Source organism: Virgibacillus necropolis, from assembly GCF_044793635.1.
In the GTDB taxonomy this organism is placed as follows: Bacteria; Bacillota; Bacilli; order Bacillales; family Amphibacillaceae; genus Virgibacillus_F; species Virgibacillus_F necropolis_A.
On the sequence record NZ_CP084992.1, the window covers coordinates 1,157,895 to 1,172,279 of the forward strand.

General features: G+C 40.0%; 12 protein-coding genes. 5 read left to right on the plus strand and 7 right to left on the minus strand.

Annotated features, from left to right (window positions below; all coding sequences use genetic code 11):
- The first annotated feature begins 10 nt into the window (after nt 1-10).
- The 3 genes from LG329_RS05760 to LG329_RS05770 all read left to right on the plus strand — a co-directional run bounded on the left by LG329_RS05760 (nt 11) and on the right by LG329_RS05770 (nt 2,608).
- Nucleotides 11-1,789, plus strand: coding sequence for a glycoside hydrolase family 13 protein (locus tag LG329_RS05760; protein WP_404454505.1), 1,779 nt, complete (start codon nt 11-13; stop codon nt 1,787-1,789).
- A 219-nt stretch (nt 1,790-2,008) separates the two neighbouring features.
- Nucleotides 2,009-2,164 carry a hypothetical protein gene (locus LG329_RS05765; protein ID WP_404454508.1) on the plus strand — a complete coding sequence of 52 codons (156 nt, stop codon included), beginning with the start codon at nt 2,009-2,011 and terminating at the stop codon, nt 2,162-2,164.
- Nucleotides 2,165-2,254: 90 nt separating this feature from the next.
- Nucleotides 2,255-2,608 carry a YmaF family protein gene (locus LG329_RS05770; protein WP_404454511.1) on the plus strand — a complete coding sequence of 118 codons (354 nt, stop codon included), beginning with the start codon at nt 2,255-2,257 and terminating at the stop codon, nt 2,606-2,608.
- A 121-nt stretch (nt 2,609-2,729) separates the two neighbouring features.
- Here LG329_RS05770 and LG329_RS05775 read toward each other — a convergent pair whose 3' ends face one another.
- Nucleotides 2,730-3,761, minus strand: a complete 1,032-nt coding sequence (locus tag LG329_RS05775; RefSeq protein WP_404454514.1) for an ion channel — start codon at nt 3,759-3,761, stop codon at nt 2,730-2,732.
- A gap of 512 nt (nt 3,762-4,273) precedes the next feature.
- Between LG329_RS05775 and LG329_RS05780 the strand changes: the two genes are divergently transcribed.
- Nucleotides 4,274-4,537: a hypothetical protein gene (locus LG329_RS05780; RefSeq protein WP_404454517.1), complete on the plus strand. Its 264-nt coding sequence runs from the start codon at nt 4,274-4,276 to the stop codon at nt 4,535-4,537.
- Nucleotides 4,538-4,680: 143 nt separating this feature from the next.
- Here LG329_RS05780 and LG329_RS05785 read toward each other — a convergent pair whose 3' ends face one another.
- The 5 genes from LG329_RS05785 to LG329_RS05805 all read right to left on the minus strand — a co-directional run bounded on the left by LG329_RS05785 (nt 4,681) and on the right by LG329_RS05805 (nt 12,641).
- Nucleotides 4,681-6,015 carry a DUF2252 domain-containing protein gene (locus LG329_RS05785; protein ID WP_404454520.1) on the minus strand — a complete coding sequence of 445 codons (1,335 nt, stop codon included), beginning with the start codon at nt 6,013-6,015 and terminating at the stop codon, nt 4,681-4,683.
- A 183-nt stretch (nt 6,016-6,198) separates the two neighbouring features.
- Nucleotides 6,199-7,812 carry an acyl-CoA dehydrogenase family protein gene (locus LG329_RS05790; protein WP_404456435.1) on the minus strand — a complete coding sequence of 538 codons (1,614 nt, stop codon included), beginning with the start codon at nt 7,810-7,812 and terminating at the stop codon, nt 6,199-6,201.
- Between the two features lie 43 nt (nt 7,813-7,855).
- On the minus strand, nt 7,856-9,376 hold the full coding sequence (locus LG329_RS05795) for a class I adenylate-forming enzyme family protein (RefSeq protein WP_404454523.1): 1,521 nt from the start codon (nt 9,374-9,376) through the stop codon (nt 7,856-7,858).
- Entirely contained in the window at nt 9,376-9,771 is a 396-nt protein-coding gene (locus tag LG329_RS05800) for a MerR family DNA-binding transcriptional regulator (RefSeq protein WP_404454526.1), read from the minus strand. Before LG329_RS05800 ends, LG329_RS05795 begins: the two co-directional genes overlap by 1 nt.
- Before the next feature lie 698 nt (nt 9,772-10,469).
- A complete protein-coding gene (locus LG329_RS05805) occupies nt 10,470-12,641 on the minus strand; it encodes a DNA topoisomerase 3 (protein ID WP_404454529.1) in 2,172 nt (723 codons plus the stop codon).
- Nucleotides 12,642-12,788: 147 nt separating this feature from the next.
- On the opposite strand from LG329_RS05805, the gene ytaF reads away from it, so the two are divergent.
- Nucleotides 12,789-13,424: a sporulation membrane protein YtaF gene (gene ytaF / locus LG329_RS05810; protein ID WP_404454532.1), complete on the plus strand. Its 636-nt coding sequence runs from the start codon at nt 12,789-12,791 to the stop codon at nt 13,422-13,424.
- An 87-nt stretch (nt 13,425-13,511) separates the two neighbouring features.
- On the opposite strand, the gene LG329_RS05815 is transcribed toward ytaF, so the two are convergent.
- The gene (locus LG329_RS05815; RefSeq protein WP_404456438.1) at nt 13,512-14,327 is read right to left on the minus strand and encodes a ZIP family metal transporter; all 816 of its coding nucleotides are present in this window, start codon (nt 14,325-14,327) and stop codon (nt 13,512-13,514) included.
- Between the last annotated feature and the right edge of the window lie 58 nt (nt 14,328-14,385).

Sequence of the window (14,385 nt, forward strand, 5' to 3'; positions counted from 1 at the left end):
GCGTATCCAAATGTTTAAAGAAGCCATTTACCACAGACCCAAAAATAACTTTGCATATGCGTATGACGCCGAAACATTACATATTGTGTTGCAGACAAAAAAAGACGATGTAGAATCGGTTGCCTTGATATACGGGGATCCATACAATTGGCAGGATGGGGAATGGAAAAACCACTCTCTTTCGATGGAAAAGTCAGGCTCCACAGCCCTGTTTGACTATTGGTTTGTTGCCGTCAAACCTGAATTCCGGCGAATGCGTTATGGGTTTCAGTGTTCCGATGCCAGTGAAACACTGTTTTATACCGAAAGAGGCTTTTACCAGACACCACCAAGTGACACTGCCTTTTATTTTTGCTTTCCATATCTGAATGGGATTGATGTATTCGATGCACCTTCCTGGGTAAAAGATACTATTTGGTATCAAATTTTTCCGGAACGCTTCGCAAACGGGGATGTATCAAACGACCCAGATGGAACGTTAACTTGGGGAAGCACTGACCCTACCCCGTCAAATACGTTTGGTGGTGATTTTCAAGGGGTTATCGATCATCTGGATTATTTAGAGAAGCTCGGAATTAATGGTATATACTTCACCCCTATTTTTAAGGCAAACTCGAACCATAAGTATGACACAATTGATTACATGGAAATTGATCCCCAATTCGGTGACAAGGAAACCTTCCGGGAACTAGTGAAGCAATGTCACGCACGTGGAATTCGTGTCATGCTGGATGCTGTGTTCAATCATAGTGGTTACTTTTTTGAACCGTTTCAAGACGTCTTGACAAATCAACAGGACTCGAATTATAAAGACTGGTTCCACCTTTGGAAATACCCAGTGGTTACCGACCCAGCACCGAACTACGATACATTTGCATTTGTTTCGTCTATGCCTAAATTAAACACGGAACATCCTGAGGTGAAAAAATATCTATTAGATGTTGCGCGTTATTGGATAGAAGAATTTGATATTGACGGATGGTGTTTAGACGTTGCAAACGAAGTAGATCATGCATTTTGGCGAGAGTTTCGAAAAGTAGTTAAAGAGACAAAACCTGACACCTATATTTTAGGGGAAATCTGGCATGACTCCATGCCATGGCTGCAAGGTGACCAGTTTGACGCAGTTATGAACTACCCATTCACAAATGCAGCAGTTGAGTTTTTTGGAAAAAACACATTAACAGCAAGTGACTTTACCAACATGATCACAGATGTTCAACATATGTACCCTAAACATGTGAATGATGTTGCTTTTAACCTGCTGGACAGCCATGACACACCGCGGATTTTATCGCTGGCTGAAGGAAACCAGAAACGCGTTAAGCTCATGTATTTATTCCAACTTACATTTACCGGGACTCCTTGTATTTATTACGGTGATGAAATTGGCATGAACGGTGGACAAGACCCAGGTTGTCGCGCATGTATGATTTGGGACGAGGAAAGTCAGGATCAGGATTTATTCCGTTACTTGCAAATGCTTATTGATTTTAGAAAAACAGAAACAGCTATCGGCAATGAAAGTGAATTTCGCTTCCTTCACGCAAATGATGAAGCTCAAACGATTATCTATGAACGAGTAAATGAGGAAAAACGAATCCTCATTATCATGAACAATAGTGATACAGAGGTAACAATCAATATGGGAAAAATCGTTCAGCCAAATGATGGACATGTGAATGAGCTGTTTCTTATGGATAAAAGTAAAAAAGATATTGACTTATTGGATCAATCTTCATTAAGTATCAAGCCATTCGATTATCGAATTCTAGAAAAAGCGAAGTGATTATTGGCAAAAGTTTTACTTTTTTAATCTTTGTCTATAATGGGGAGAAAACTGGAGGTCATGACAGGGTTTTCGAGCGTGGACTAATTGTAATTGACGGATATAGATCATCCATTAAACGCAAATGTTTATCTGTGCTGATTCTGATTAGAGAATCAGCACAATATAATTTAAAATGATAAAATAAATCATGAACCCATACTGAGAGGGGAAATTATTATGCAAAAGGTTCTAATGAATGTCCAAACAGCCTATCACGGTGAAATCCTTCGAGCGGGCAAGCAATATGAAATTGATGATGACATTGCAAAACGTTGGATAGCTAGTAAGATTGCTAATAAAGTAGAAAAAGAAGCGGATGATCACGGGAAGTGATGATTCGCTTCTTTTATATAGTGTCCATGCACAGGTCTAGGCTTGTTTTACATACGTTAATATGAATTCAAAATAAAAGGAGTTGTATTAATGTATAACAACATGATGCCAAACCAGTACGGTGGTTCGAATTCTCAACCGAACAATAATCATCGAACTGGCCATACTCACGGTCATGGTGGCGCAACAACTTGTGACGATGGTCATGCTCACTTACATCCTGGGGTAACAAGTACACCGATTGAAACACAAGAAGGGCATGTTCATAAAATGTGGGGAAACACTACTTTCGATGATGAACATATTCATTATTATGAAGTCTATACAAGTACTCCGATTCCCTTACCAGGTGGATATCATACACATTATGCTGAGATTGAAACAACTGAAAGCGACGGGCACACACATATTATAAAAGGCTTTACCAAGCCATCCAAAAGTTAGTTAATAGCTACACGTTGAAAAGTTATTTTTAGTGTTCTACTAATCTTTCAAGGACATAGAACATCCCCGCATGAGCTACTATTGCACCATATCTTCCGGGGATGTTTTTACTATTCTCTTATTACGTTCTTTTCCTTAATTCGTTGTACGTATTCACACTACAGACAACAAACAATTTTGCATCGGCTGGAATCGTTTCATTCAGTTTTTGGTTAATTGTTAAATCATTTCGATCAGCCAGAAGTGTTGCGCCCCTTTCAAGTAAAGAAGTAAATGCATCTCTGTATGTGTTCCAGTTTGGGTCTGGGTTTATCTGATAGATATTTTCTCCTTCTATATCACTGGTTAGTGTGGTATATATCTTACTTGATCCATGATAACGAGAAGCTTTAGCCATAATCCGTGAAAATGTTTCGTCTGAAATAACAAATTCATCTACTTTTGAATGCTTAAAGTTATCGATATGTTTTTCCTTTTGTACTTCCACGATCGTGTATATATTTTCTCCTAATTCAAGAGAAAGTTTTTCTATAGATGATGCAATGAGCAAGCTTTTTCCATCAGATAAGGAGGAGTCTTGTATTCTGTCATCGGAAAAAATAAGTACAGACGTTGCTTTGGCAACATTTGCATCGATTAATGTTTCCCTGTCCTCAGGATGACCTTGCACAAACGTTACCTTTTCATGCCTGAAAGGGGTTTGCGGGAGATCTGCAATGATGACTACTTCCCTTTCTTCATCATCATTTAATAACTCTTCCAATGTACTTTTTGTCTTTTCGCTCCATCCGAGTAAAACATAATGATTGTTTTTGGTAAATGGCAATTTCCCTTCCTCCTTCAACGTCCCATATAACGAGAATAAATTTACGACCTTTCCTATTACAACACCCATTAGACCTATACCTATTGCAAAAAGAAACATTGCGAAAGTTTTACCTTCAACTGTTGTTGGTGATACATCTCCATAACCGACCGTAGTTACGGTGGTCATCACCCACCAAAACCCTTCAAAAGCATTAGGAAAGGTCTCGGGCTCTAAGTAATGAATAAAAAACGAACTAAATCCGAGCACAACGATTACTAGTATAAACAATCTTATATTATTCGTTTGATTTAGTTTCGGATAAACTCTCGTGAGAAACCATAACATATGTACACTTCCCCTTGTATGTAAACTTATAGTGTTAGTTTATCTTATTTTCCATAAAATGTGTACTAGCATATGACAGACGCAAATTTGGTAAACTCCTTATATAAGGCTCTTTTCGTACGCATTGTTGCTTTTCATCTTCATAGTTGATATATACTGCGTCATAGCAGCAACTTGATTTCCGCTGCGGGTAGTCGCTTTCCGCGGGTGGCTGGTGAGACTACCCGCAGCTCCAATCACTGAAGTTATGAGCTGACCCTAGCGAAGGAAAAACACGGAGACTCCTGCGGGAAAGCGAAGTGATGAGACCCCGCAGTGAGCGTTCTTTGCGATCGAGGAGGCTCAGCGCAAGCCCTAAGGTGTGCGTAGTGTTTTTTCCGTAGCGGTCGCAGGGCACTGAACATGATTTTTGGTCACGTCGCAGTTTATATCTATTCCCTTATAAAGCAACAATATTTAGGAATACAGTCTTATATAAAAACGATTATAATTTAGACAGGGAGGTGATTAGAATGAGTGAGGAAAGATTTGAACGTATAGAAGATATGTTATCACAGTTAATTGGTATGGTCGCTAAAACATATAAACGAATGGACACTAGCATGGAAGACTTCCGTTTAGAAATGAAGGCCATGCGTACCGAAAACGATCAACGTCATCAAGAAATTATACAGAAATCTAAAGACCTTGAAGCGGATCAGAACTATACATGGGGTAAAATTACTCGGAATGAAAGAGAGATTACTAAATTGAAAGAACAACAACTTGGTACATAGACAGTAGTTCATCCCCTCCAATTATCCACGTTTCTACTACAAAAATTAAATCTACCAAAAGGATGCAAGTAATATCCTTCTTCCTTCCAAGTATTATAATACTTAAATACCACAGTAAACATCACTGTGGTATCTTTAATACTCTATTTATTTACTGATAAATCAAAGTCTACTTCACACCATTCGGAAAAGATACGGTAATCCTCGCGAACCTGGTTCTTGTAGTAGGTTGATGCTGCTACAAGCTGGGAAGTAAATCCATCATATTCAGTACCAATTGCTTTCACTATTTCTTCTTCACTTTCATGCTCAAAATGAAATTCATCTGCACGTGCATGGGCTTTTGCTGTAACTTTTCCCATCACTTCCACTGTTGACTCCATGTTTTCTTTTTGCCTTAACTCATTTGGATCGACAGCTTCATCAAATGGAGAATTTTCACGTACATAAAATTCATGATCATCAATTGTAAAATATCCTAGGTAGGGATCCTCTAAATATTGCATTGCTTTCTGGGCAGTAATGACACGTTTTCCGTGATGAAGTACATCATCGGAGAACAATTCATCATATGGAAAAAAGTGGTTTGGCGCTGGAACTCGCGCTTCTTTTGCCTCAAGAACTAAATCACCACTGTCTCCATCCTCATGCCCTTCAATCAGAATATAATAGCGCAAGAGTCCGATTGACCCTGTACCGGCACCTAGTTTTTTCACTACATCTTTAATTTTATAAAAAGACTCTCGTTGTCGATTATCGGGATCGATAGAAGCAATGTATTCTGGCCAATTGTTTTCAAGGGCGTCACGTTCTTCCTGACTAAGATGAACTAGCCCTTCTGTATCCTGAAACCTACGCTCACCACTATCAACCGTTGTGATTGCATCCAAAACAGCGTTCACCTCACGTTCGGGAAGACCCTTTAACACTGTCTGGACAGGTCCATTCGTATTCTGCTCGTGAAAGGTTAGCGATCCTGGTAGTTCACTTCGATCAACAAATGAAAGTAACTGTTGATAGTATGCCTGCAGATACTTTTGAATTAATTGGGTTTGATCTTCTTCATCATAACCCAGTTCCTCGCTATAAAGGGCAATACTTACGGCCATGCGAAAGACGTCGTAAATGTATGACCCCAAATATCCTTCATCAAAATCATTTGTGTTATACACCACATTGCCTTCCTTATTTTTGAACGCCCCAAAGTTTTCAAAATGTAAATCTCCTTGAAGCCAGGTCGGTTTATCATAGGGTGTGTGATACGCAAACGGGATTTCCGTAGCGTCATAATAGAAAAGAAATGCGCTTCCTCGATAAAATTGAAATGGATTTGCCAACATCTTCCTGTATTTCCGGCGCTGATTCGTATAATCCAATCCAAGTAATTCCCCGTCAAATTGGGTTAGTACAGTCTTAACCGTTTCATTTCGTAGTTTTTGCCGTGTTTCTAAAATATGTTCCATCATTTCATTTGCCATATTTAATCCTCCGTTTTCACGTTTCCTTGATTTAAGTTTATCCACAATGGCTATCGATAATTCTATTTTACAGCTTATCTGTTCCTATTTCATATGTTTGAAATTATTCCTATTAACAAAAGTATATCCCCGATAATGTATGCCGATTTTCATGCATATATACCGGGGATGATTTATACTATTTTAACTCTCGACAATCATTCCAAACTTCTTCAACACTACAGGGCTGAGCTCAATTTCATCTTTTTTCCAAACCGATTGTAAATAAACTTCGGTGATTGCTTTTTGTCGCTCATCACCTTTAACACTTGTTTCTATTGCTATTACACTCTCAAAAATATCTGCTATCTGTTTGGCTATATTATTACTATGATATGTTTGTAGATCACTAGATAAATTCTTTATTTCATCAATTCGCTCTTTCAATTCGACGACCTCAGAATCAATACGTCGTACCCAGCTCCCCTTTTCGGTCTGTCCCTGCACTGCGGATAATCTTTCCCTCATTGCTTCCACAAATAGCTCGTCTGCAGAATACTTTCCTATTAATCTTAGCACTTCTAAGCCAAGTATATTTGCTGTTCCTTCCCAAACAGTCAAAACCTGGGCATCCCGGAGTAATCGAGGTGTAACGAAATCCTCGATATAACCGTTACCACCGTGCATTTCAATTGAATCATGCGCAAAACGAATCGCTTGCTCTGCTGTTTCTTTTTTCATGATGGCGATATATAACCGGAATAGAATTTGTTGTTTTTTCGATGACTCTCCCTTCTTTTCCACTCCCATTACATTGTCCATTAATCGAATAACCTCAAACACTGCATTTGTCTCTATTTCCTGCTTTGCAACCATCTCACTTAGTGTTGCTTGTACCATTGGATAGTTTGTTAGTTTATTCCCGAAGGCTTCGCGGTCTTGTGCATATTTTTTCGCCTCCAGATAGGCACGACGCATGATACCAAGTGATGCGACCGCATTTGAAACGCGGGAGAGATTTAAGGCTTCTATCATGTAGAAAAACCCCTTATTCTCTTCCCCAACCAGATATCCTGTTGCACCCTCGAACTCAATTTCCGCTGATGGAACTGCCCTAACACCAAGTTTATCCTTTAATCTACGTATTCGAAGCGCACCTTCTGCCCTATTTTCTTCCCACGGAACAAGGAATAAACTAAGCCCTTTTGTTCCCTCAGGGGCTCCATCCAATCGGGCCAACACCATAGCTACCCCACATGCACCGGAATTACTGGCAAAATATTTTTCACCTGTGATACGGTAATAGTCATTTTCTTTTACTGCTTTTACTTCATTTGCACCAACATCTGATCCACCTTGACGCTCTGTTAAAAAGGTTGCCCCTTCAAAAAGTTCCACCTCACCTGTCGAAAGTACATGTGGCAAAAACTTCTCCTTCAATGATTCGGACGCGTAATGATCAATCAAATGAGCGGTTGCCATTGTTAATGTCACTGGACAATAAAATCCCGGCTCAGCATGGGAAAGCAAATAGCCCTGCGCAAACGAGTAGACATAGTTTCCTTTATATCCGAGCGCAGGAATTTCTTTATGAAGATAACCAACAATTCCGGTGTTATATGTTTCTTCAACGGTTTTTTTATAACCTTCATTTAACCAAACTTGTGATGCTTCATTTCCCATTTTGTCGTAACGAATTAATCTAGGCTGACCATCTCGATCAGTATGGACCGCTCGTTCGTCAATTTCATTTGCACATTGTCTTCCAAATTCATTTAGCTCACCATCTGCCCAATAGAAAAAGTCTTGCGGCAACATATTTCCTAGTAGTCTCTTAAGATTCGGATCTTCTTGATAAAAATTATTCAACGGTCTCTCCCCTCTCACGCAGTTGATTTTTCAATAATTTACCGGTGACATTCCGAGGAAGCGCTTCCATTTTTTCGTACAACCTTGGAATCTTGTAATCTGCTATCTTGTCTTCTAAAAACCTATGGCATTCTTTTTCCAAATCATCTATTTCTCCTTCTTCTACAACGAATGCCTTTACCGTTTCACCCCAATCCGGGTTTGGAACACCAACAACGGCTACATCAGCAATCTTAGGATGTGTAATCAATAGATTCTCAATTTCTTTTGGAAAAATATTGACGCCGCCAGATATGATCATGTCTTTTTTACGATCGACCATCCAATAGAATCCATCTTCATCCTGTCTTGCCATATCTCCTGTATATAACCAATCACTCTTCAACGATTCATTCGTCTTTTCGACATCCTTGTAATAACCTTTCATATTCCCTTCCCCGAGTAGAACAATTTCGCCGACTTCACCTTGGCTAACATCCACACCATCTTCATTTACCAATCTGACTTCACAATTTAATGCCGCCCTGTTCCCGATACTGCCTGCTTTCGTGTCATGATCTTCAAATCCCAGCAAAGTCCCATTTGGCCCTGCTTCTGTTAAACCATACACACACATTAAGCGATCGGTAGAAAACTTCTCTTTTACAAAATTAACTTCCTGTTGCGCTAGAGGCGCTCCACCATAAACCCAGTGGTTCATTGAAGACAAATCATATTCACTAATCTTTGGATGTTTTCCAGTAGTCAAATAAGCAATTGGGGCACCAAAGAAATGAGTAGTTTTTTCATTTGATACAGTTTCTAAAAGTAGATTCGGTGTAAACGTTGGCACCAGCACATGTGTCGCTCCTACATAAGTGCCTGCAATTAGAAACAAATGCAATGGGGCTGAATGGCTAAGTGGCATCATATGAAGTATTCTACTTTCAGGTTCCATCTTCATTTCAATACAAATCATCGTTGCGACAGTCAAAATACTTCGATAGGTGAAAATTACACCTTTTGGAGTGCCAGTCGTACCTGATGTATATAGTATGGATGCCTCATCATCTTCTGTTAGTTCACACATTATTTCATCTGAAGAGCCATCTGCTAATAATGTTTCAAACGACAGCCAATGATCCACAGGCTTACCTGTTTTCACACACAACAAATCATCCGATTTAGGCATCCCCTTTACCTGATTAAACAAAAGCTCATGTGTAATGAAAACTGTTGCGTCACTATGCTCTAAAATATATGCTATTTCCTGATAGATAAGTTTTGCGTTGATAGGAACAATAAGTGCGCCCAACCGCTGTACAGCGAAATACGCAATCAAAAATTCTTTCGTATTAGGCATATGAAGCACAACTTTGTCACCTTTATTAAGTCCATAATCACGTAAACTATCAGCTAATTGATTTACTGCCAGATTCCATTCAAAATAACTAATTCGCTCATTCGGCGTTACAATTCCCTCATGATTCGGATTTTTTCTCGACTGATGTGCAAGTAGATTTGGTATATTCACTAGTCATCACTCTCCAATTTGTTTAATTTGGTTTGAAAATCAACAATCAGGTTCTCCATCTCCGTTCGAAGCAGGGTTAAATCATCTATTCTGGACGACACCTCCTCAATCTTCCCCTGACCATATTCAATTGTTTTCTGAAGTTGTTTTTTACCTGAAGGATCCAGGTCGAACAGCTGAATCATTTCGCGTATTTCCTCCAGGCGAAACCCATATTTTTTACCACGAAAAACTAACTCCAGACGGATACGTTCCCTTTTTGAAAAAATACGTTGCCCTCCTTCACTTCTTGGTGGATGCAGCAACCCAATTTCCTCGTAATAACGAATCGCCCTGGTAGTTATACCAAAATATGTGGCAAGCTCTGAAATAGAATAGGTCTCATCATTTTTCATCAGTCATCACCTTTTTTCAACATTCTAACAACTATAGTTTACCATTAACGTAGACGTTAAGTTCAAGTGTCTGTGAACTCGGAAGAGAAAACACTGAACTCGGGCCACACAGCAGCTGTTTCGGTACATATGCGCATGAACCCGGGAGAGAGTAGCGCCAACTCGGGAGAGAGGTCAACGACTACAGTAAAAAAGGATCCTCCACAATTTTGCAGGGAATCCTCTTAATAAATCTAGGCTGTTTTCTAAATGATTGTTGTTTTTTGCCACAAAGATATAAATTGCGTCATAGCATACCGCTCCGAAAATACACTTCGCTTTCCGCGGGCTCGCGCTGAGCCTCCTCGCGAGCAAAGACCGCTCACTGCGGGGTCTCATCGTCTTCGCTGTTTCCGCAGGAGTCTTCGTGTATTTTCTCCGCTAACATGGTGTCTGGAAACAGTACTATATAGCCCCTTTCACTATTATGGCAGTTGATTGGAGCGGAGGACCGTTGACTCCTGCGGGAACAGCACGAGTCTGAAGACCCCGCAGCGGTGGTCTTCCGCGAGGAGGCTGAAGCCGTGCCCGCGGAAAGCAACGGTCCGCAGCGGAAATCAACATAGCACTTAAATTACAGTTTATATCTGGAGCGGTAAGTTAGGACACATTTTTTCGCAAGGATTGAATAGCAACAAACTTACGAAAAGTGTCTAAATCTATTTCTTAAACTTAGCCAGCGCATCAGCTAAAGCATTGTTCTTGAACCCCTCGTCATCCTGGTTCTTCAAATATTTATTAACATCTTTCTTTGATACTTTATGCTTTTTCTCCTGTTGTTTACGTTTATTAAACGTAGAAAGTTTTTCACGGTGCCCACATTTACAGGTGAACATTTGTCCTTCACCTTCACCCCGTAATTCCAACCGTTTGTGACAGTTTGGGCAACGTGCGTTGGTTCGTTTAGCAATGTTCTTTTTATTACCACACGACCGATCCTGACACACAAGCATTCTTCCATTTTTATTATCAATTTCAAGCATCAGTTTGCCACAATCCGGACATTTGGTTCCAGTCATATTATCATGCTTGAACGTTTCATCACTGCCTTTGATTTCTTGCACGACTTCTTTCGTATAGCTCTTCATCTCTGCGATAAATTTGTCTTTTTTCAGTTTACCATCTGCAATTAATCCAAGCTTTTGTTCCCATTCACCAGTAAGCGCGGGGGATCGTAAATCTTCAGGGACTAAATCAAGTAATTGCTTTCCTTTTGAAGTTAGAAACAAGTATTTACCTTTTTTATCCATACACTGACTGTTAAATAATTTCTCAATGATATCTGCACGGGTTGCGACGGTTCCAAGACCACCAGTTTCCTTCAAACTACCCGCTAAATGCTTCTCATCAGAACTCATGTAGCGTACAGGATTTTCCATCGCCTGCAATAGTCCACCTTCTGTAAAACGCTCTGGTGGCTTTGTTTCGCCATTAGTTAGTGAAACTTTCAGCTTACCAAACGCTTCACCCTTTGATAATTTTGGCAGTTTCTGATCTGCGTCATCATCATCTTCAAATCGATTATCATAAATTTCTTTCCAGCCTTGTTTTGTTACCCGTTTACCTTTTGCAGTAAAACGTTCACCCGCAACTTCAGCTTCCACAGAGGTCTGCTCAAACTCATGTGGTTCAGATAGAACGGCAAGGAATCGCTTCACAACCAAATCATAAATCTTTTGTTCTTTGTCATCTAAATCTCCTAAAACAACCGACTGTTCGGTAGGAATAATTGCATGGTGATCCGATACTTTCGCATTGTCCACTACAGATTTCGATAGCTTAAACTCACGTTTCAACACTTTATTGGCAAAACGTGCGTACTGATCGACACCACAAGCTTTCACTCGGTCCTTCAATGTCGGTACAATATCGGTTGAAATAACCCGCGAATCTGTTCGTGGATAGGTTAAAACTTTGTGCTGTTCATACAATTTTTGCATGATTGATAATGTTTGTTTTCCGGAAAAATTAAAAATCCGGTTGGCATCACGTTGAAGCTCGGTTAAATCATATAATTGTGCGGCATGTTTTTTCTTGTGGGTTTGATCAACCGATACGATGGTAGCCGACCCGTTCTTCACTTTTTGCAAAATAGACTCGGCCTTGTCTTTGGCAAACATACGGTTATTATTTTTCGCATCCACCCAAGTGAATTTCAAGCCTTTGTCCGTAACCGCTTGAATTCCATAAAATTTCTGTGGCTTAAACGCTTTAATTTCATTTTCACGTGCTTGAATCATAGCGAGTGTAGGTGTCTGTACTCTACCACCAGACAACTGAGCGTTAAATTTCGTCGTCAAAGCACGAGTCGCGTTTAACCCCACATACCAGTCTGCTTCCGAACGTGCTACTGCTGCATCATATAAATTAAGGTAACGGTCACCAGGTTTTAACTGCTTAAAGCCATCCTTAATAGCCTTATCTGTCACAGATGAAATCCATAAACGCTTCACAGGCTTTTTCACACGAGCCTTTTCCAAAATCCATCTGGCAACAAGCTCACCTTCACGTCCAGCATCTGTTGCAATAACGATTTCACGTACATCATTGCGGTTCAATTGCGTCTTAACTGCATTAAACTGCTTTCCAGTTTTTTTCATCACAACTAATTTCAGATGGTCAGGAAGCATTGGTAGGTCGTCTAGTTTCCATGTTTTATATTTATCATCATAAATTTCAGGATCTGCTAACGTGACTAAATGGCCGAGAGCCCATGTAACGATATAGGAAGAACCCTCCATATAGCCATTTCCCTTTTTGGTACAATTCAATACGCGTGCTATATCACGTCCAACAGAGGGTTTCTCTGCTAATACAACCGTTTTACTCATGTAAAAAAATCCTCTCTATTAAAAAACAATCTAGCTTTATTTTATCACAAAAAGCGTTCTCTAACAGTGCTGGCATTCAGAAAACCAATCACATCGGGACGGCAATTCCATACAATAATCTAACACAATACAAGGGACTGATACAGAATGTTTTTTTATATGGGATTATTCCTTCTGGTTATTGCAGTTAGTTTAGATGGGTTTGGTGTAGGAGTTACGTATGGTATAAGAAAGATTCGCGTCCCGTTTTTTCCATTACTAATTATTATGCTATGTTCTGGAATTATTGTATTAATTTCCATGACAGTTGGAACATACATTGCGACGTTCATTGATCCAGCAATAGCGAGGGGACTTGGTGGGGCAATATTGGTTGCTATTGGACTATATTGTTTACTAAATGTTGTACGCTCAAAAATAAGCGATCAAACCTTCATGAAAAATCAAAATAGATTACTTGAAGCAAGCAATACAGAAAAGTACAGAAGCGTTCTAACCAACCCACAACATGCAGATTTAGACCAGTCCGGTACGATATCTGCAAAAGAAGCTTTATTGTTGGGTACAGCTCTAGCGCTTGACGCATTTGGAGCAGGAATTGGAGCGGCCATGCTAAGCTACTCACCAATTGTCACTGCTCTATTAATTGCAATGATGAGCGGATTATTTGTATATTGTGGCATTCATGCAGGTGTATTTTTATCCAAAAATAAATCCATGCAAAAGGTGACCTTTTTGCCACCCCTTTTATTAATCGCTCTAGGTATTTTTAATATTTTATAAGCCCAAATTATCGTTATAGAAAGAATAGAAAGACTCGCCATTCACCTCATTACGAATGACGAGTCCTTTTTAATTCATTGCATCACCTTATCCCAGGGCAACATCCAGTATCATCATAACGGTGAAACCTACCATTAACGTTAGAGACGCCAGATCTTTGTTGCCTTCTTCCTGGGAGCTTGGGATTACTTCTTCTACGACGACGAAAATCATAGCACCAGCAGCAAAACTTAATGCATATGGCAGCATGGGTTCGATAAACGTTACCGCAAGTACACCAACCACCGCTGAAATTGGTTCAACCAGCCCGGATGCCTGGCCATACAAAAAGCTTTTTCTCCGTGACATGCCATCCCGTCGTAATGGCATCGCCACTGCAACACCTTCTGGGAAGTTCTGAATTCCAATACCAATTGCGAGTGCCATTGCGCTTGCAAGCGATGCAGTGTCAAACCCCGCTGCGACAGCACCAAATGCTACCCCAACAGCGAGACCCTCGGGAATATTATGTAGGGTAATTGCAAGAACAAGTAATGTACTCCGTTTTTTCTTCTTTGGATTTATTCCTTCTGCACTTTCTATTGAAAGACCAGGATGTAAATGGGGAAGAATTTTATCCACGCCCCATAAGAATAGTCCACCAACCATAAAACCAACGGCAGCAGGTATCCAAATTGGTACAGGCCCATCTTCAGCCATTTCTAATGCAGGAGAAAGCAAGGACCAAAAGCTCGCCGCAATCATAACGCCACCAGCAAAACCAAGCATACTGTCCAAAAACTTTTGATTCATATTTTTTTGTGTAAAAACAAGTGCAGCCCCAAGCGCCGTCATCCCCCATGTGAACAAAGTTGCCAGTAAAGCAAGGATAACAGGGTCGAGAGTTTCCAGGTATTCAAACATATTTTTCATCCGCTCCATCTGTATAAAAATATCTGGTGTTCACCATAAACATATTAAT